Raw genomic sequence first — 18,294 nt, forward strand, 5'->3', positions numbered from 1 at the left:
CTGCGGCCCAAGCCAAGCCTGGGGCCCACCGCCAAACCCACCTAAGCTCCCGCGAGCCCCGTGCATCCGCCGCGCCGACCGCCATGGCCGACGACCCCACCACCAGCCCTGCCGAATCCAGCCCTGCCGAGCCCAGTGCGGCCGAGTCCAGCGTTTCCGAGCTGAGCCCTGCCGAACCGGAGTTGAACCTGCAGGAGCCGGAGACGGCCGAACCCGCAGCTCCCCCCGAACCCAGCGTGGCCGCCACCTTGACGGTGGAGCCCCTGGAGCCCGCCAGCGCTCCCCTGGTGGCCCCCACCCCCACCAGCGCGGGCGAGGGGGAAGGCGGCGAGTGGGATCTGCTGCTGCAGAAGCTGGGCCAGTGGCTCAACCAAAACGAGCTCCAGTCCCTCTGGGCCCAGGCCAGCAAGCCCGTCACCGCCCTGGCGGCCCTGGTGGGCCTGCTGCTGGTGCTGCGCATCTACAGCGCCCTGCTCGGCGCCCTCGACAGCATGCCCCTGGTGCCCGGCCTGCTCGAGCTGGCCGGCGTGGTGTGGGTGGTGCGCTACGGCGTGCCCAAGCTCCTGCGCAGCAGCGAGCGCGAACGGCTGCTGGGCGGCCTCAGCCAGCGCTGGAAAGCCTTCCGCGGCAAGAGCTGAGTTCGGATCGCTTCAGCCAGAACGGGGCAGGTCAGTTGATAGCTTGTCCCGAATCCGTGGATTCCAGGTGGACATTCAGCTCGGCCGCTCCCGTACCGTTCGCCGCGCCTACGGCATCGACGAGATCGCCCTGGTGCCCGGTGGACGCACCGTGGATCCCGCCGTCACCGACAGCAGCTGGAGCCTGGGCGGCATCACCCGCGAGATCCCGATCATCGCCAGCGCCATGGATGGCGTGGTGGATGTGGGCATGTGCGTGGAACTCAGCAAGCAGGGCGCCCTGGGCGTGCTGAACCTGGAGGGCGTGCAGTGCCGCTACGACGACCCCAACCCCGTCCTCGATCGCATCGCCGCCGTCGACCGCGACAGCTTCGTGCCCCTGATGCAGGAGCTCTACAGCCAGCCGGTGCGGGAAGACCTGATCCGCCAGCGGATCGCCGAGATCAAGCAGAAAGGCGGCATTGCGGCGGTGAGTGCCACGCCGGTGGCGGCGCTCAAGTTCGGCAAAGCCATCGCTGAAGCGGGCGCCGACCTGTTCTTCGTGCAGGCCACCGTGGTGAGCACCGAGCACATCGGCCCCGAGGGCCAGGAGAGCCTCGATCTCGAAGCCCTCTGCCGCGACTTCGGCGTGCCCGTGGTGATCGGCAACTGCGTCACCTACGACGTGGCCCTCAAATTGATGCGGGCCGGAGCCGCCGGCGTGATGGTGGGCATCGGCCCCGGGGCCGCCTGCACCAGCCGCGGCGTGCTGGGCATCGGCATCCCCCAGGCCACCTCCGTGGCCGACTGCGCCGCCGCCCGCTCCGACTACTTCGCCGAGAGCGGCCGCTACGTGCCGATCGTGGCCGACGGCGGCATCGTCACCGGTGGCGACATCTGCAAGTGCCTAGCCTGCGGCGCCGACGCCGTGATGATCGGCTCGCCGATTGCCCGCGCCGCCGAGGCCCCCGGCCGCGGCTTCCACTGGGGCATGGCTACCCCCAGCCCCGTGCTGCCCCGCGGCACGCGCATCAAGGTGGGCACCACGGGCAGCCTGGAAAAAATTCTGCGGGGTCCGGCCAGTCTCGATGACGGCACCCAAAACCTGCTGGGCTGCATCCGCACCTCCATGGGCACCCTGGGCGCCCGCACCATCCGGGAGATGCAGCAGGTGGAAGTGGTGGTGGCCCCGTCCCTGCTCACGGAGGGCAAGGTGTACCAGAAAGCCCAACAACTGGGCATGGGCAAGTAGCTCCTATCGTTGACCTGTGTGAGCTTCGGCTCCCACACTCCTCACACCCTCCGGCCCGGCGCGTCCGGGCTTTTTGTCTTCCCCCTCCCCAGGAGCGTTGCGGGTCGCTGATAACGGCCTGCAACGCTCCTGTGTGGCCCCCAAATAACCTTGCTAGATTCCCAGGAACCCTGATCCAGCAAGGATGTCCAGCGCTGCCGCTGTCACTGATGCCTCCTTTGAGCAAGACGTGCTCAAGAGTGATCTGCCCGTGCTGATCGACTTCTGGGCCCCCTGGTGCGGCCCCTGCCGGATGGTGGCGCCGATCGTCGACGAAATTGCCGCCGAATTCGAGGGCAAAATCAAGGTGTTCAAGCTCAACACCGACGAAAACCCCAACGTTGCCAGCCAGTACGGCATCCGCAGCATCCCCACCCTGATGATCTTCAAGGGCGGCCAGAAGGTGGACACCGTGGTGGGTGCCGTGCCCAAAACCACCCTCTCGGGCACCATTTCCAAGTACCTCTGAGCCCATCCTCGGTCTGAGGGCAGAACCCTGAGCGCCCCATCCCCCTTCGGCCAGAGCCCCCTGCAGGCCCTGGCCCAGGAGCTTGAAGACCATCCCCAGCGGCACCTGATTGAGCGGTCCCTGGTGTCCCTGCTGCAGGTGGGTCGCCGGGAACGGGGCCACGGTGAGTGGCGCTTGATCAGTGGCGCCCTGGCCGATATCAGCGAGGCCCTGGAGGTGTTCCGGCCCCATCGGGACACCCGCAAGATCACCGTGTTCGGCTCGGCCCGCACCGTGCAGAGCGACCCCTGCTACGGCCTGGCCGAGCAGCTGGCCCACTTCGCCGTCACCGAGGGCTTTGAGGTGATGACCGGTGCCGGCGGCGGCATCATGGAGGCCGCCAACAGCGGTGCCGGTTGTGAGGCCAGCATTGGGCTCAATGTGGATCTGCCCTTCGAGCAGCACGCCAACCGGTTCGTGAGCAGTTGCGACGGCCGGCTCCTCCACTTCCGCTACTTCTTCACCCGCAAGCTCTTCTTCCTGCGGGAGAGTGATGCCCTGGTGGTGATGCCGGGGGGATTCGGCACCCTCGACGAGCTGTTCGAATCGCTCACCCTGATCCAAACCGGCCGCACGCCGCCCATTCCCCTGGTGCTACTGGCCCCCCCAGGCGACGCCTTCTGGAGCGGCTGGCAGCGGGATCTCAGCCAGGGCCTGGCCGCCCGCGGGCTGATTTCCCCGGAAGATGGCGATCTGCTGATCGAGGCCCACAGCGCCGAGGAGGCGGTGGCACGCATCAGCCGCTTTTACCACCGCTTCCACTCTGCCCGCCTGGGCGACAACCGCATCGAGCTGCTGCTCAACGCCCCCCTGCTGGCGGAGCAGCTCGACAGCCTCAACCGCCAGTTCGACGACCTGGTGGATGAGGGGGTGATCCAGGCCAGCGAAACCGTGGACGACCACGGCCTGCTGCGCCCCTGCCTCCACTTCCACTTCGACCGGCGCCGCATCGGCCGCCTCTACCAACTGCTCGACACGCTCAACGGTCTGCCCCTGCCGCCCGGCCAGGAGCTGGAGCAGCCACCGGCCCGCCGCCAACCCAGCAGTCCCCCGGCACCATGACGCGCCTTGGCCTGATCGACTACGGCATGGGCAACCTGCACTCGGTGCAGCGGGCCTTTGAGCGGCTGGGGGCCACGGTGATGCCGGTGCACGAGGCCACCGCGATGGAGGGCTGCACGGCCCTGGTGCTGCCGGGGGTGGGGGCCTTTGATCCGGCCATGGAGCGCTTGCGCCAGGGCGACCTGGCGGAGGCGATCACCGCCTGGTGCGCCGCCGGCAAACCGCTGCTGGGCATCTGCCTGGGGTTGCAGCTGCTGTTTGAAGCCAGCGACGAGGGCACGGCAACCGGCCTGGGCCTTCTGAAGGGCCGGGTGCGGGCCCTGCCGCGCCAGCCCGGCCAGCCGATCCCCCACATGGGCTGGGAGCCGCTGCTGCCCGCCAGCCCCAGCCCCCTGCTGCCCGCCGGCAGCCCCGACACCTGGGTGTACTTCGTGCATTCCTACGCCGCCGAGCCCAGCGACCCGGCCTGCAACACCGCCTTGGTGCGCTTCGGCGACACCGCCGTCACGGCCGCGGTGTGGCAGGGCGCCATCGGTGCCTGTCAGTTTCACCCGGAAAAATCAGGCCCCCACGGCGAGGCGATCCTGCGCCGCTGGCTGGCCTGGCTGGCCACCCGATGAGCCCGCCATGAGCCTGCGGCTGAGCGGTGGCCGCCGCCTGCAAAGCCCGCCCGGCAGCATGGCCCGCCCCACCAGCTCCCGGGTGCGCCTGGCGGTGATGAACCTGCTGGCGGCCGAGGTGCCCGGCTGCGCCTGGCTCGATCTCTGCAGCGGCAGTGGCGTGATGGCCTGCGAGGCCCTGCAGCGGGGAGCCCGCCGCGTGGTGGCCATCGAGCAAGACCGCCGCATCGCCGCCGTGGCCCGGGCCAACCTCGAGGCGGTGGCCCCAGGACTGGGCAGCTGGGAGCTGCACTGCCGCGAGGTGGGGCGCTGGCTGGCCAGCTCAACCGCGGCAAACCGCCCGGCCAACCAGGATTTTGACCTGATCTATGCCGATCCGCCCTACGCCGCAGGGCTCTACGAACCCATTGCCGCTGGCGTGGCCGCAGGGGGCTGGCTCAAGCCCGGCGGCACCCTGATCTGGGAATGCGCCAGCGATGCCGTGCCGGGGACTCCTGCGGGCTGGCGGCTCAGGGATCAACGGCGCTACGGAGGCACCAGCCTGGTGCTGCTGCAGCAGGCCTGAGGCGCGAAGGCCCGACCTCAGTCGAGCAGGGTGCCGCGGCGATACTGGTTCCAGGCCGCTACAAACAGGCCTGCCAGCGTCACGGGAATCAGACCGAGCACGATGCCGCAGAGCAGGGGTTCGATCATGGGAGAGCTGGGGCGGCGATCAGGGCACAATTCTTCCACGGCCCAGGCCCCCACCGCGAGTCTTCTGCACCAACTGTGACCGGCCAACCCCTGACCAGCCCCGAGGCCCCCGGCAATCGCCGCGGTCTGATCGCCGCCCTGTTGGGCATGGCGGCGGCCGCCTGCATCGTGGCGGTGCTGCTGGTGCTGCCCGCGGCCCGCGCCGATCCCTACACCCGCCAGACCCTGGAGCTGAGCGGCTCCAGTGAACACGGCGGCCGCCTCTTTCGGCTCAACTGCGCCGGCTGCCACGGCATTGCCGCCCAGGGGTTGGTGGGCCCCAACCTGCACGGCGTCGCCGCGCGCAAAAGCCCCCGCCAACTGATCCAGCAGGTGGTGAGCGGCCGCACCCCGCCCATGCCGCGCTTCCAACCCGAGCCCCAGGCCATGGCCGACCTGCTGGCCTACCTCAACGGACTGGTGTGACCCCAGACCTCACCGTGGTGCTGGTGGAGCCTGCCGGGCCGCTCAACGTGGGCAGCGTTGCCCGGCTCTGCGCCAATTTCGGCGTGGCGGAGCTACGGCTGGTGGCCCCCCGCTGCGACCACCTGGGCGAAGAGGCCCGCCGCATGGCCGTTCACGGCGCCTGGGTGCTGGAGCAGGCCCGCCTGTTTCCCAGCCTCAGCGCCGCCCTGGCCGATTGCCGCCGGGTGGTGGCCACCAGCGGCCGGCGCGCCGGCGAACCCCTCCCCCTGCTGGAGCCCGAACCGGCCCTGCGCTGGCTGCAGCAGGGCACGGCACCGGTGGCCCTGGTGTTCGGCCGCGAAGACCGGGGCCTCAGCAACGACGAACTGCTCCAGGCCGGCCGGCTGCTCACCCTGGGCAGCGGCGACGCCTACGCCTCCCTCAACCTCTCCCACGCCGCCGCCCTGGTGCTGCACAGCTGGCATGGCCTGGGCGCCCAGGCACCAGCCGCCCAGCCACCCCTGCCCGAACCCAGCGACCGCGAGAGTTTGGAGGCCATGCTCGGCGACGCGGAAGCCCTGCTGCTTGACGTGGGCTTCCTCCATCCCCACACCGCCCATGCCCGCATGGCCAAGCTGCGGGGACTGTTGCAGCGGGCCCAGATCTCCAGCGAGGAGGTGGCCCTGGTGCGGGGCATGGTGCGCCAGTTGCGCTGGGCCAGCGAGCGGGGGCAGGCGGCCCCCCAGGGCAAGGCTGGCCAGACCCCTTAGCGTCGGTCCACTTCGCCTGCATGGCTCCGTGACCGCCGGCCGTCCGTCCCGCAGCCCCAAGAGCCGCTGGGGCCAGCCCCTGCGCCTGGTGTTACGCCTGGCCGTGATGGGCATCGGCCTGGGGGTGATCACCGGCACCAGCCTCAAGCTGCTGGCCCCCCGCCTGGCCCAGGGCGCCATCAAGGCCCCCAGCCTCGATGGCGCCACGGTGCGCACGGGCCAGGGCCTCGACCAGGGTCGCTTTGAGCCCCGCACCGAGCTGCCGGCCCTGAGCCAGCGCTGGTCCGAGCTGGCCGCCGCCCAGAAGGACCTCACCGCCAGCGGCTTCCTGCTGGTGCTCGATGACGGCCGCTTCGCCCAACTCCAGCCCGACCTGCCCCTGCCGGCCGCCAGCTCGATCAAGACGCCGATCCTGCTGGCGGGCCTGGAGGACCTCGACAGCGGCAAGCTGCGCTGGAACGAGCCCCTGCCCCTCACCAAGGAGGTGGTGGGCGGCGGCGCCGGCTGGATGGCCAGCCGGCCCGTGGGCACCCGCTTCCCCTTCTTTGAGGCGGCCACCGAGATGATCCGGGTGAGCGACAACAGCGCCACCAACCTGCTGATCAAGCGGCTGGGGGGCAAAACGGTGCTCAACGAGCGCTTCACCGCCATGGGGCTGCCCAACACGGCGGTGAACAACTGGCTGCCCGACCTCGACGGCACCAACACCACCAGCAGTCGCGACCTGGCCAAGGCGATCGCCCTGGTGGACACCGGCGACAAGCTCAGCCCCAGGGCCCGGGACCTGTTCCGGGAAATCATGGGCACCTCCCGCACCAACACCCTGATCCCGCTGGGTCTGCTGCAGGGGCTTGGCAAGGACGCCGCCGACCCGGACAGCGAGCTGCTCAGCTTCGGGATCACCGCCTACAACAAGACCGGCGACATCGGCATCGCCTACGCCGATGCGGCGTTGATCCAGCTGCCCAATGGCCAGCGGGCCGTGGCGGCTTTCATGGTGAAGGGTCCCTTCAACGATCCCCGCTCCACCGACCTGATCCGCGCCATGGCGGCAGAAGTGGCCAAAACCCTGGTGGGCCGCAAATGAGCCGCACCCGCCCCAGCCGTCCCAGCCGTCCCACCCCCTGGGCCGGAGCCTTGCTGCTCACGGGCATACTGGCCCAGCCGGCCCTGGCCCAGGCCCCCAGTCCCAAGCCGGCCCCCGTGCTGCGCCCCCAAACGGTGGCCCCCCTGAGCGGCGGCCTCGACCGGGTGCTGCTGGTGAACGACAACAACCCGGAGCTGATCCGCGAGCCCGGCATCCTGCTCTCCACCTTTCCCAAGGCCGGGCGAGCGGTGCCGGAGGCCCACCTGGATGTGGCCCTCAACGGCCGCTTCGACCTGTTCAGCCACCACGTGTACGCGGGCAAGCCCGAAAGCCTCGACTCCACCCTCTGGCTGGCGGTGCTGGCCGCCCCCCGCGGCTCCCAGCCCGTGAGCCTGAAGCTGCTCAGCGGATCCACCGCCCTCTCCCAGGCCGTGGATCCGGGCCAGGCCGGCGCCCCCTTCCTGCCCCTGCCCGCCCTGATGGCCCAGGGCAGCACGCCCATCTATGCGGGCCCCGGCAGCCGGGTGGCCACCGAACTGCTGGCCCGCCAGCGCAGCGCCGAACTGCCCGCCAGCTGGACCCTGGCCCCCGGCGCCCCCACCACCCTGGTGGTGTTGCCCCTGCCGGTGCGGGGCCTCGACCCCCTGCTCAACGGCCGCAACCTGCAGCTGCGGCTGGAGAGCTCGGGCCCCGTGAGCCTCGCCACCCTGGCCGCCTTCGGCAGCGGCAACGCGCCGCCGCCGGCCGGTGCCTGGGCCGCGCTGCTGGAGGGGGGCCTCAGCCCCCGGGAGCATGCGCCCACCCCCCGGGGCGCCAAGGGGTCGCTGGTGTATTCGCGGGTGAGTGGGGTGCAGGTGGGCAGCACCTGGCGCACCCGGCTCACCGATCCAGGCCAGGCCTGGCTGAGCGTGCGCCGGGCACCGATCTCCTGGCCGATCGCCTCCCTGGAGCGGGGCAGCCTCGGCAGCGGCCAGGTGCAGACCGCCGAGCTGCAGGCCTTCTACCCCGGCACGGCCTGGGCCGCCCACGGCAACTACGGCGTGGAATACGACCTGAGCATCCCCCTGCGCAACGACACCGCCAAGCCGGTGGCCCTGCAGCTGGCCCTGGAATCGCCGCTCAAGGGCGATGCCGCGGTGGGCGGCCTGCGCTTCCACGGCAGCCCCGGCACGCGGCCGGTGATGTTCCGCGGCACGGTGGAGGTGACGGGCCTCGATGGCGATCCCTCCCCCACGGGGGCCCCGGGCCGGCCAGCGGGGCGGCGCGGCTTCCACCTGGTGCAGCGGGCCGGCGAGCCCGGGCCCGCCCTCGGCACGGTGAGCCTGGCCCCCGGAGCCAGCCGCCAACTGCAAGTGCGGCTGATCTATCCGGCCGACGCCACCCCGCCCCAGGTGCTCAGCCTGTTGCCCGTGCCGGAGCCGGCGCGACAACAAGCTGTGAAACAATCCGATCTTTCATCCACCAGCCGTCCGTGACGCCAGTCCGCAAGCGCAGGGTCTTCCCCTTCACCGCGATCGTCGGGCAGGAGGAGATGAAGCTGGCCCTGCTGCTCAACGTGATCGATCCGCGCATCGGCGGCGTGATGATCATGGGCGACCGGGGCACCGGCAAATCCACCACGATCCGGGCCCTGGCCGACCTGCTGCCCGAGATCGACGTGGTGGCCGGCGACCCCTACAACAGCTCCCCCAGCGACCCCGACCTGCAGAGCACGGAGGTGCGCGCCCGCGCCGAGCAGGGCGAGCAGCTGCCCGTGGAGCCCCGTCAGGTGCCGATGGTCGACCTGCCCCTGGGTGCCACCGAAGACCGCCTCTGCGGCACCATCGACATCGAAAAGGCCCTCAGCGAGGGCGTGCGGGCCTTTGAGCCGGGTCTGCTGGCCAAGGCCAACCGGGGCCTGCTCTACGTCGATGAGGTGAACCTGCTCGACGACCACCTGGTGGACGTGCTGTTGGATTCGGCCGCCTCCGGCTGGAACACGGTGGAACGGGAGGGGGTGAGCGTGCGCCACCCGGCCCGCTTCGTGTTGATCGGCTCCGGCAACCCGGAGGAGGGGGAGCTGCGGCCCCAGCTGCTGGATCGCTTCGGCATGAGCGTGGAGGTGCGCACCGTGCGCAACCCCGAGCTGCGGGTGCAGGTGGTGGATCAGCGCACCGCCTTCGACAACGACCCCGACGGCTTCAACAACGCCGTGCAGGCCACCCAGGACGCCCTGCAGGATCGGGTGATCGCGGCCCAGAAGCTTCTGCCCCAGGTGCAGATCGACGACGATCTGCGCATCCGCATCTCCGGCATCTGCGGTGAACTGGATGTGGATGGCCTGCGCGGCGACATCGTCACCAACCGCGCCGCCCGCGCCCTGGCCGCCTTTGAGGGCCGCACCGAAGTCACCGAAGACGACGTGGCCCGGGTGGTGGCCTGCTGCCTGCGCCACCGCCTGCGCAAGGATCCGCTCGAGCAGATCGACTCGGGCGACCGGGTGGTGAAGGTGTTCTGCAAGGTGTTCAACCGGCCCGACAGCAGCGACCGCAGCGCCTTCGAGCTCGCCCTGGCGGCCTGATGCCCAGCCGCCGGCCCGCATGAGGATCCTCGGCATCGATCCCGGTCTGGCCCGCGTCGGCTACGGGATGATCGAGGTGGAGGAGCACCAGGGCGGCGCCCAGCACCTGCTCGACTGCGGCATCATCCGCACCGATCCGGGCCGCAGCGATGGGGAGCGGATGGTGGAGATCGCCCGCGACCTGCGGGTGCTGGTCCGCACCTGGCAGCCCCAGCTGGCGGTGGTGGAGAAGTTCTTCTTCTACCGCTCCAGCACCACGATCTCGGTGGTGCAGGCCCGCGGCGTGCTGATGATGACCCTGGCGCGGCTCAAGGTACCGGTGGTGGAGTTTCCGCCGATGCAGATCAAGCTGGCCCTCACCGGCCATGGCCACGCCCAGAAGGACGACGTGCTCGAGGCGGTGATGCGGGAGCTCAACCTCGACACCCCGCCCCGCCCCGACGACGCCGCCGACGCCCTCGCCGCCGCCCTCACCGGCTGGTTCCAGCGATGAGCGCCAAAGCCAGCCTGCGCCAGCAGTTCCGGGCCCGGCGCCTGGCCCTGCTGCCCCAGGCCCAGCCCGCCATCGAGGCCCAGGCCCGGAAGCACTGTCCTGCCCTGGTGCCACCCGGGCGCCACCTGGGCCTCTACTGGCCCCTGGCCGGCGAAGTCGACCTGGGCGCGCTGCAGGCCCTGCTGCCCCACCAGTTGGCCCTGCCAGCCATCACCGCCGCCCCCGGCGATCCGGCGGCCCGGCTGGTGTACCGCCCCTGGCGCAGCGGCCAAGCCCTGGTGCCCGATGGCTGCGGCATCCCCGCCCCCGCCGGAGTGCCCGGGGCCGGCGAGCTGGCACCGGAGCAGCTCGGCCTGTTGTTGGTTCCAGCCCTGGCCTGCGATGCCGCGGGAATCCGCCTGGGCTATGGCGGCGGCTGGTACGACCGGCTGCGGGCGACGCCCGGCTGGGCCCAGGTGCCGGCCCTGGCGGTGCTGCCCCGCGGCTGCCGGGTGGAACGCTTGCCCCGCGATCCCTGGGATGCCCCACTGCAGGGTTGGCTGGATGAGGACGGGCCCGTCTGGATCGGAGCCGGGCTCGGATGTTGACAAAGCCTTCATGGAAGGCGCAGTCAGCCCCACCGTTTGCCAGGATCCAAGCACTGCACCGGCCCTGATTTGGACCTGTCCGCCTCCCGCGTTCCCAGCAGCCGTGCCTCGGCCCCCGACCTGGTGCTGGCGGCCGAACTCCAGGATCGCGGCCAGACCAGCGACGCCCTCTCGATGATGGTGAGTTCGATGGTGCGGATGGTGCAGGCCGGCAAAAGCAGCGATAGTCGCTGGAAAGCCTCCTGATCGCTCCATGAGCCTGCGACCCTTCCCAGCTCTGCCGCGCAGGGCGCTCACCCTGGCGTGCCGGGCGAGCGGGCTCAGCGCAGCGGCCCTGCTGCTGGCGTCTGCCGCTCCGGTGCACAGCCATGCCATCGAAAGCAGCCTGGAGCGGCTCAGCAGCCTCACCGATCAGTTGGTGCTGGATAGCCGCTTCGGCAATGGCGAACCCGCCGCCGATGCCGTGGTGCGCCTGATTCCCCCCGGGGGAACGCCGATCGAGGTGGGACGCACCGATGCCAGCGGCCAGCTGCGCTTCCGGTTGCCCCAGAACGCGACGGCCAGCTGGGAAGTGCAGGTGGATCAGGGGCCGGGCCACCGGGACTACCTGGAGCTGCCTACCGCCGAGGCCAGCCCCTCCAGCCTTCCCTCTCGGGGCCGGCTCAGTTCCGCTGCCTCCGGCACGGCCCCATCCGGCCTGGCGCCCCTGCTGCTGGGCCTCTGTGCGGTCGGCGGGCTGCTGGGCTGGACCGGTCTGTTGAGCTGTACCGGTCTGCTGGGCTGGAAACGGGCCAAGGGATGGCGCCGCTGATGGTGGCCCCCACCGGCAGCCCCGCCCTCGACCAGATGGTGGAGCGCCTGGCCGGCACGGCCGACCCCAAACGGCGCTACGAATACGTGCTCTGGCTGGCCAAGAAGCTCGAGCCCTTGCCCCCGGAATTCCGCCACGAGGCCTTCCAGGTGAAGGGCTGCGTCTCTCAGGTGTTCGTGGTGGCGGAATTGGTGGACGGCAAGCTGCACTGGCGCGGCGACTCGGACGCCGCCATCACCAAGGGGCTGCTGGCCCTGCTGATCGCCGGCCTGGAGGGACTGACCCCGGAGCAGGCCCTGGGCATCGATCCGGCCTTCATCGCCGCCACGGGGCTGCAGGCCAGCCTCACCCCGTCGCGGGCCAACGGCTTCCTCAACATCCTGCGGTTGATGCAGAGCCAGGCCCAGGCGCTGGCCGCCACCTCCGAGGCCGGTCCAGCTGATTTCTAGGATCGCCGCACTGCAACCCCCCAGCGCATGACCATCGGCATCGGCTTGCTCGGCCTCGGCACGGTGGGCGCGGGCGTGGCCGGCATCCTGGCGACCCCCTCCGGGCGCCATCCGCTGGTGGGAGAGTTGGCCCTGCGCCGGGTGGCGGTGCGCGACCCGGCCCGGCCGCGGCCGGTGGAGCTGGCGGCGGAGCTGCTCAGCACCGATCCCGAGGCGGTGGTGGATGACCCGGCGGTGGACATCGTGGTGGAGGTGATGGGTGGCCTGGAGCCGGCCCGCAGCCTGATCCTGCGGGCGATCGCCGCCGGCAAGCCGGTGGTGACCGCCAACAAGGCCGTGATCGCCCGCTACGGCGAAGAGATCGCCGCCGCCGCCGCCGCCCAGGGCGTGTACGTGCTGATCGAAGCGGCCGTGGGCGGTGGCATCCCGATCATCGAGCCGCTCAAGCAATCCCTGGGCGCCAACCGCATCCAGCGGGTGAGCGGCATCATCAACGGCACCACCAACTACATCCTCAGCCGCATGGCGGCCGAGGGTGCCGCCTACGCCGACGTGCTGGCCGATGCCCAGCGCCTCGGCTACGCCGAAGCCGATCCCGCCGCCGATGTGCAGGGCGGGGACGCCGCCGACAAGATCGCCATCCTGGCGGGCCTGGCCTACGGCGGCAGCGTGCCCCGGGCCACCATCCCCACCGAAGGCATCGATCGCCTGGACGCCCGCGACGTGGCCTACGCCGCCCAGCTGGGCTACGTGGTGAAGCTGCTGGCGGTGGCCCAGGCCATGCCCGGCAGCCAGGCCGAGCAGCTGCTGGATGTGCGGGTCCATCCCACCCTGCTGCCCAAAGTCCACCCCCTGGCTGGGGTGAACGGGGTGAACAACGCGATCCTGGTGGAGGGGGATCCGGTGGGCCAGGTGATGTTCTACGGCCCCGGGGCGGGCGCCGGGCCCACCGCCTCGGCGGTGGTGGCCGACATCCTGAACATCGCTGGCATCCGCCAGGCCACCGGCAACGGCAGCAACGCCCGCCTCGATCCCCTGCTGGCCGCGGGCAGCTGGCGCCCCTGCCGCCTGGTGGACAGCGCCGTCACCAGCCACCGCAACTACGTGCGCCTGCGCACCAGCGACCGGGCCGGTGTGATCGGGGCGATTGGCACCTGCTTCGGTGAAGCGGGGGTGTCAATCCAGTCGATCGTGCAGTTCGAAACCCAGAGCGCCGGCGATGCCGAGATCGTGGTGATCACCCACGAGGTGTGCGAGGCCAACTTCCGCCAAGCCCTCGCCGCGATCGAAGCCCTGGCGGACGTGCAGGCCGTGGCCGCCTGCCTGCGCACCCTGTAAGGCGGGATCTGATCAGCCCCATCAGGTCTGCAAATCGCCACCCACTGGCCAGCGGGGCCCATGGCAGGCCACAGTGGCGGAACAATCCGAAAAGAACCTTAAGGATCAACCAGGTCTGGCCCCGCTCCCTTCCGTGCCGCTGTCGCGATCCCCACACCCGGGCCTCCGTTTGTAGCGAGACAAACAATCTCCAGGTCTGATCCCTCGCAGCATCAATTTCAGAGATTTCGAGTCGCGCTTCCGTTCTTTCCCGTCCCCGATCCCCCAGTTCTTCGTCATCCCCCTATGACCGGCCCCACCTGCTCCAGTGCCAACCCCGCCCTTCACCAGGGCGCCTGCGTGCAACTCGAGAGTGATGAGCAGCTCTACCAGGTGATCGGCATCGACGACCACCACGACCGCTGCTGGCTGCGCCGCTGGCCCCTGGCCCGCCAGGGTTCGGAAGTGTTTGAAATTTCCCTGCAGCAGGTGCGTCCTGCCCGCCCCCATCGGTCTTGAATGGCCGCCATCTGATGGCCGCCCCTTGCCCCGCGCTCCGCGGCTGAATCCCACACTGGCCGCAGCCCTGCTGATGGCCGGCCTGGGTGGCGCCCTCTCCCTCACCGGCTGCCAGCCGCGCCCCAACCCTGGCAGCAGTGGCAGCCCCAACCGGCTGGTGGTGGCCAGCAAGAACCGCATCGACACGGTCGATCCCGGCGGCGCTTACACCTTCGGCGCCATGCAGCTGCTGAGCGCCATCGGCGATCCCCTCTACGCCATCAATGCCCGCGGCACGCTGGAGCCCCGGCTGGCGGTGGCCCTGCCGGTTCTGAGTGCCGACGGTCTCACGGCCCGGGTGGAGCTGCGCCGCGGCGTGCGCTTCCACGACGGCACGCCGTTCAACGCGGCGGCGATGGTGTTCACCCTGGAGCGCTTCCTGGCGATCGGCAAGCTCAGCTACCTGCTGGGCGACCGAGTGAGCAGCGCGCGGGCCGTGGGGCCCTACACGCTCGAACTCACGCTCAAGCGCCCCTACAGCGCCCTGGCCGAGCTGCTCAGCGCCGTGAACCTCACGCCGCTCTCCCCCACCGCCTACCAACGCCACCAAAAAACCTTCCTCAACGACCGCTTCGTGGGCACGGGCCCCTACCGGCTCAGCTTCTTCACCGACCAGCAGCAGCGGCTGGAGCCGTTTGAGGGCTACTGGGGAGCCAAGCCCGCCAACGGGGGCATCGACCTGGTGGCCCTGAGCAACTCCACCGCCCTCTACGGGGCGCTGCAGAGCGGGGAGGTGGATGTGCTGCTCTCCACCAGCCTGGAGATCGACCAACAGGCCTCCCTGCGGCGGCGGGCCAGCCAGGGCCAGCTGCGGGAGGGCAGTGGTCCGGCGCTGGAGATCGGCTACCTCACCCTGCTCACCGACCAGCCCCCGCTCAACGATCCCCGCCTGCGCCAGGCGGTGGCCTACAGCCTGGATCGCGGCACCATCAGCCGCCGGGTCACCCTGGGGCTACGGCCGCCCCTGCGCGATCTGGTGCCCCCCAGCCTCAAGGGCTCCGACCCCCAGGCCTGGCCCGGCTACAACCCGGCCAAGGCCCGCCAGCTCTACCGCCAGGCGGGCTATTGCCAGGGGAAACGGCTGACCCTGCCGCTCACCTTCCGCTCCAACATTCCGGCCGACAAACTGTTTGCCCTGACCTGGCAGGCCCAACTGCGCCAGGATCTGGGCGACTGCGTGGAGCTGGAGGTGACCGGCATGGAGGCCACCACCGCCTACCGCCAGCTGGGCGAGGGCGCCTTCCCCCTGATCCTGCTGGAGTGGATGGGCGACTTTCCCGACGCCGACAACTACCTGGTGCCCCTGCTGGGCTGCGACCAGGCCGAAGGGAATCGCTGCCGCAAGGGGGCCGCCGCCGCCAGCGGCAGCTTCTGGGCGCGGCCCGGGCTGCAGGAGGAGCTGCAGCGCAGTGCCGCCCTGGCGGGTCCGGCCCGCACGGCCCTGCTGCGCCGCATCCAACGCCAGACCGCCGCGGCCAATCCCTACCTGCCGGTGTGGCTGGTGGCGCCGCGGGCCTGGGCCCAGCGCAGCGTCAGCCAGCCCCGCTTCGATGGCTCCGGCCGGTTGCTGCTCCAGGAGCTGCGGCACACCAAACGGGGGAAGCCATGAGCCGTCGCCGCACCCTGCTGCGCTACCTGGCCGCCCGCCTGGCCCTAGCGCCCCTGATGTTGTGGCTGATCTCCAGCCTGGTGTTCCTGCTGCTGCGGCTGGCCCCCGGCGATCCGATCGATGCCCTGCTCGGCACCCGCGCCCCCGAAAGCGCCCGGGCGGCCCTGCGGGCCCAACTGGGGCTGGATCAGCCCCTGCTGCAGCAATACGGCAGCTTCCTGGGCAAGCTGCTGCACGGGGATCTGGGGGCCTCCCTCACCAACCAGGAGCCGGTCACGGCCCTGATCCGCCAGAGCCTGCCGGCGTCCCTCGAGCTGGGCGTTGTGGCCCTGCTGCTGGCCGCGGTGGTGGGGTTGGCGGTGGGTTTCTCCGGCATCGCCCGCCCCGAGGGCAAGCTCGACCTCGCTGGCCGTCTCTATGGCATTGGCACCTATGCCCTGCCGCCGTTTTGGGCCGCGATGGTGGTGCAGCTGGTGTTTGCGGTGTGGCTGGGCTGGCTGCCGGTGGGGGGCCGCTTCCCACCCACCCTGCTCCCGCCGGAAGGCACGGGCTTCTACCTGCTCGACAGCTTCCGCAGCGGCCTGGCCACCGGCCAGTGGCAGCAGCTGGCAGGCAGCGTGCGTCACCTGGTGCTGCCGGCGGCCACCCTGGGGCTGCTGCTGAGCGGCATCTTCGCCAATGCCCTGCGGCTCAACCTGCGCCGCGCCCTCGGCTCCGACTACGTGGAAGCGGCCCGCAGCCGCGGCCTCGGCGAGGCCCGGGTGGTGCTGCGCCATGCCCTCCCCAACGCCCTGCTGCCGGTGCTCACGATCACGGGCATCACTGTGGCGTCCCTGATCGGCGGCGCCCTGCTGATCGAGGTCACCTACTCCTGGCCCGGCATCGCCTTCCGGTTGCAGGAGGCGATCGGCCAACGCGACTACCCGCTGGTGCAGGGGATCGTGGTGGTGGTGGCCGGCCTGGTGGTGCTGGTCACGGTGGTGGTGGATCTGTTGGTGGCCGTGCTCGACCCGCGGATCCAGTTCTAGACGCCATCAAGGTGCCGGCAGCAACCCCCGCCAGCGGCGAGCCAGGGAGGGATCGAGCACGTAGGCGCGCACGCCGTCCTGGTCGCGGCGCTGGGGCGAGAGCAGCAGGGGGTGGTCCAGGCCCTGGAGGAATTCACTGGTGAGGCTGAGCAGCAGGGCCTGCACCTTGAGCGGCTCGATGCCCACCAGGTCTTGACCGAGGCGGAAGAGGGCCTCGCCGCGGTTGTCGACCCGCACCGGCGAGAAATGGCTGGCCCCCTCCACCAGCACCAGCCGGCTGCGGGGATGGCGGGCGCGGGCAAACACCGCCAGCTGCTCCTGCTCCGGCGGGGTGACCAGATCGAGACCACCCCCCACCAGCAACACCGGCAGGTTGAGGTCTTCCAGGCCCCGGTAGGGCCACAACAGGCTGCCGAAACCATTGAAGGCCACGACCCCCAGCAGCCCGCCCCCATGGGGCAGGGGGCCCTGGCTGGGTGCCCCATCCCCGGTGACCCGGGGCAATTGGCACTGCAGCAGCCGCGACAGATTGGTGAGGGGCAAGGAGGCAAGGGCGAGCTCACAGCGGCGGCCCAGGCCCCGCTCCGGCACCAGGCCCGCCCCCATCAGGGCCGCCAGGCCGCCCAGGGAATGGCCCATCAGCACCACCCCCGCCTCCCCCGACGGCGCCGGCCCGAGGGGGGGCAACTGCCCCTCCCGTTGGGCCTCGAGCACGGCCTGGAGATCAGCGAGGCGTTGGGGCAGGGTTTCGGCCCCGGGCGGGGGGGCATCGCCGAGCAGGGAAGCCTGGATCGCCTGCTGGTCACTGCCGGGATGTTCCACCACCAGCACGGGCCAGCCGCGATCCGCCAGGGCCGCCGCCAGCCAGCTGAGCTGGTCGGGGCTCCCGCCCAGGCCTGGCATCAGCAGCACCCAGGGCCCGCGGCGCGCCTGCTGGCTGGGCCAGAGCTCCAGCGGCAGGGGCGTGACCCGGTGGGGCACGGCCAACTGGAGCCGCTGGGGCGGGTGGCCCTTCGCCAGGTGCTGGGATCCACTGAAGGAGAGGGGCCTGGAGCTGCGCTGCGGCAGGGGCAACTGGCGCAACTGGGCCAGGGCACCGTTCTGGCGCTGCAACTGACGGCGCCACTGGCTGGCCAACTCCAGCGCCCCATCGATGCGCAGGGTGACGCTCGGCGTTGGCAGGGCCCGGAGCAGCTCCAGGGTGGAAATCGAGTTCTGGCGCTGGAGGAGCTGGCGCAGGCTGCTGAGCAACAGCGGCGCCGTGCTGCGGCCGGGCCCCTGGCCTGGGGAGGCGGTGATGGTGAGCAGGGTGCCGGCCTCCCGGAGCATCTGCTCACCGGTCCAGCTGTTGAGCAGCTGCACCCCGAAGCTGCGATCGCGCAGCAGGGGCGCCTGGAGCAGCCGGGCTAGATCGCGGCGCCTGCCGGGCTCCAGCAGGTTCAGCCACACCGCCAGGTCCTGGGACGCGGCCCGATTCAGACCGTTCTGGTCGCTCTGGCGCGCCCAGGCCTCCAGCTCCACCAGATCGATCGGCAACTCCAGCCCGTCGAGCTGCAGCCGCAATTCCTCAGCGGCCTGGCCAGGAGTTGGGGCCAGCAGGGGGGCCAGCAGGGGGGCCAGCAGACCAGCCGCCAGCACCAACCCACGGGCAGCTGGGCGGCGCCACCCCAGCCGGAACGGACACCTGTGCCGCAGAGGGGGCTTGAGCAGGGGCAGGGGCTGAACCGAAGCCATGACGCCCCCAGTCTCCCCTCTGGCGACCCGAGCTGCAGACTGCAGGCCAACCGATC

At 71.0% G+C, this 18,294-nt stretch carries 22 protein-coding genes; 20 read left to right on the top strand and 2 right to left on the bottom strand.

Features of this window, described 5'->3' with window-relative positions; all coding sequences use genetic code 11:
• Positions 1-83 precede the first annotated feature (83 nt).
• From H6G16_RS03780 to rsmD, 6 genes are all read left to right on the top strand, one after another.
• On the top strand, positions 84-638 hold the full coding sequence (locus H6G16_RS03780; RefSeq protein ID WP_190388993.1) for a CAAD domain-containing protein: 555 nt from the start codon (positions 84-86) through the stop codon (positions 636-638).
• 67 nt (positions 639-705) lie between these two features.
• Positions 706-1,869: a GuaB3 family IMP dehydrogenase-related protein gene (locus H6G16_RS03785; protein WP_190388994.1), complete on the top strand. Its 1,164-nt coding sequence runs from the start codon at positions 706-708 to the stop codon at positions 1,867-1,869.
• A 184-nt stretch (positions 1,870-2,053) separates the two neighbouring features.
• On the top strand, positions 2,054-2,377 hold the full coding sequence (gene trxA, locus H6G16_RS03790; RefSeq protein ID WP_094559760.1) for a thioredoxin: 324 nt from the start codon (positions 2,054-2,056) through the stop codon (positions 2,375-2,377).
• Between the two features lie 123 nt (positions 2,378-2,500).
• A complete protein-coding gene (locus tag H6G16_RS03795; RefSeq protein WP_347238780.1) occupies positions 2,501-3,478 on the top strand; it encodes an LOG family protein in 978 nt (325 codons plus the stop codon).
• Positions 3,475-4,098 carry an imidazole glycerol phosphate synthase subunit HisH gene (gene hisH / locus H6G16_RS03800; RefSeq protein WP_190388995.1) on the top strand — a complete coding sequence of 208 codons (624 nt, stop codon included), beginning with the start codon at positions 3,475-3,477 and terminating at the stop codon, positions 4,096-4,098. The genes H6G16_RS03795 and hisH overlap by 4 nt, the downstream gene beginning before the upstream one ends.
• 7 nt (positions 4,099-4,105) lie before the next feature.
• On the top strand, positions 4,106-4,663 hold the full coding sequence (gene rsmD, locus H6G16_RS03805) for a 16S rRNA (guanine(966)-N(2))-methyltransferase RsmD (RefSeq protein WP_190388996.1): 558 nt from the start codon (positions 4,106-4,108) through the stop codon (positions 4,661-4,663).
• A 17-nt stretch (positions 4,664-4,680) separates the two neighbouring features.
• On the opposite strand, the gene petG is transcribed toward rsmD, so the two are convergent.
• Entirely contained in the window at positions 4,681-4,791 is a 111-nt protein-coding gene (gene petG / locus H6G16_RS03810) for a cytochrome b6-f complex subunit V (RefSeq protein WP_094559756.1), read from the bottom strand.
• A gap of 147 nt (positions 4,792-4,938) precedes the next feature.
• Here petG and H6G16_RS03815 point away from each other — a divergent pair, with 147 nt between their 5' ends.
• The 14 genes from H6G16_RS03815 to H6G16_RS03880 all read left to right on the top strand — a co-directional run bounded on the left by H6G16_RS03815 (position 4,939) and on the right by H6G16_RS03880 (position 16,504).
• Positions 4,939-5,256, top strand: a complete 318-nt coding sequence (locus H6G16_RS03815; protein ID WP_190389252.1) for a c-type cytochrome — start codon at positions 4,939-4,941, stop codon at positions 5,254-5,256.
• Positions 5,253-6,005: a TrmJ/YjtD family RNA methyltransferase gene (locus H6G16_RS03820; protein ID WP_190388997.1), complete on the top strand. Its 753-nt coding sequence runs from the start codon at positions 5,253-5,255 to the stop codon at positions 6,003-6,005. Before H6G16_RS03815 ends, H6G16_RS03820 begins: the two co-directional genes overlap by 4 nt.
• Before the next feature lie 28 nt (positions 6,006-6,033).
• A complete protein-coding gene (locus tag H6G16_RS03825) occupies positions 6,034-7,092 on the top strand; it encodes a serine hydrolase (RefSeq protein WP_347238781.1) in 1,059 nt (352 codons plus the stop codon).
• Positions 7,089-8,567, top strand: a complete 1,479-nt coding sequence (locus H6G16_RS03830; protein WP_190388998.1) for a DUF3370 domain-containing protein — start codon at positions 7,089-7,091, stop codon at positions 8,565-8,567. The genes H6G16_RS03825 and H6G16_RS03830 overlap by 4 nt, the downstream gene beginning before the upstream one ends.
• A complete protein-coding gene (gene bchI, locus H6G16_RS03835; RefSeq protein ID WP_190388999.1) occupies positions 8,564-9,652 on the top strand; it encodes a magnesium chelatase ATPase subunit I in 1,089 nt (362 codons plus the stop codon). Before H6G16_RS03830 ends, bchI begins: the two co-directional genes overlap by 4 nt.
• Before the next feature lie 19 nt (positions 9,653-9,671).
• Positions 9,672-10,145: a crossover junction endodeoxyribonuclease RuvC gene (gene ruvC, locus H6G16_RS03840; protein WP_190389000.1), complete on the top strand. Its 474-nt coding sequence runs from the start codon at positions 9,672-9,674 to the stop codon at positions 10,143-10,145.
• Positions 10,142-10,732, top strand: coding sequence for a 5-formyltetrahydrofolate cyclo-ligase (locus H6G16_RS03845; protein WP_190389001.1), 591 nt, complete (start codon positions 10,142-10,144; stop codon positions 10,730-10,732). The genes ruvC and H6G16_RS03845 overlap by 4 nt, the downstream gene beginning before the upstream one ends.
• Before the next feature lie 69 nt (positions 10,733-10,801).
• Complete coding sequence (locus H6G16_RS03850) at positions 10,802-10,978, top strand: hypothetical protein (protein ID WP_190389002.1); 177 nt, start codon at positions 10,802-10,804, stop codon at positions 10,976-10,978.
• A 7-nt stretch (positions 10,979-10,985) separates the two neighbouring features.
• Positions 10,986-11,543, top strand: coding sequence for a hypothetical protein (locus H6G16_RS03855; protein ID WP_190389003.1), 558 nt, complete (start codon positions 10,986-10,988; stop codon positions 11,541-11,543).
• The gene (locus H6G16_RS03860) at positions 11,543-11,992 is read left to right on the top strand and encodes a SufE family protein (RefSeq protein WP_190389004.1); all 450 of its coding nucleotides are present in this window, start codon (positions 11,543-11,545) and stop codon (positions 11,990-11,992) included. The genes H6G16_RS03855 and H6G16_RS03860 overlap by 1 nt, the downstream gene beginning before the upstream one ends.
• Positions 11,993-12,019: 27 nt before the next feature.
• On the top strand, positions 12,020-13,330 hold the full coding sequence (locus tag H6G16_RS03865; protein ID WP_190389005.1) for a homoserine dehydrogenase: 1,311 nt from the start codon (positions 12,020-12,022) through the stop codon (positions 13,328-13,330).
• Positions 13,331-13,615: 285 nt separating this feature from the next.
• Positions 13,616-13,828: a hypothetical protein gene (locus H6G16_RS03870; RefSeq protein WP_190389006.1), complete on the top strand. Its 213-nt coding sequence runs from the start codon at positions 13,616-13,618 to the stop codon at positions 13,826-13,828.
• Positions 13,829-13,853: 25 nt separating this feature from the next.
• Positions 13,854-15,476 (top strand): ABC transporter substrate-binding protein, encoded by a 1,623-nt coding sequence (locus H6G16_RS03875; protein ID WP_347238782.1) that lies wholly within the window; start codon positions 13,854-13,856, stop codon positions 15,474-15,476.
• Positions 15,473-16,504: an ABC transporter permease gene (locus H6G16_RS03880; protein WP_190389007.1), complete on the top strand. Its 1,032-nt coding sequence runs from the start codon at positions 15,473-15,475 to the stop codon at positions 16,502-16,504. Before H6G16_RS03875 ends, H6G16_RS03880 begins: the two co-directional genes overlap by 4 nt.
• A gap of 6 nt (positions 16,505-16,510) precedes the next feature.
• On the opposite strand, the gene H6G16_RS03885 is transcribed toward H6G16_RS03880, so the two are convergent.
• Complete coding sequence (locus H6G16_RS03885) at positions 16,511-18,238, bottom strand: alpha/beta hydrolase (RefSeq protein ID WP_190389008.1); 1,728 nt, start codon at positions 18,236-18,238, stop codon at positions 16,511-16,513.
• Positions 18,239-18,294 lie beyond the last annotated feature (56 nt).

Origin of the sequence: Cyanobium sp. FACHB-13342 (genome assembly GCF_014697415.1) — a bacterium.
In the GTDB taxonomy this organism is placed as follows: domain Bacteria; phylum Cyanobacteriota; class Cyanobacteriia; order PCC-6307; family Cyanobiaceae; genus Cyanobium_A.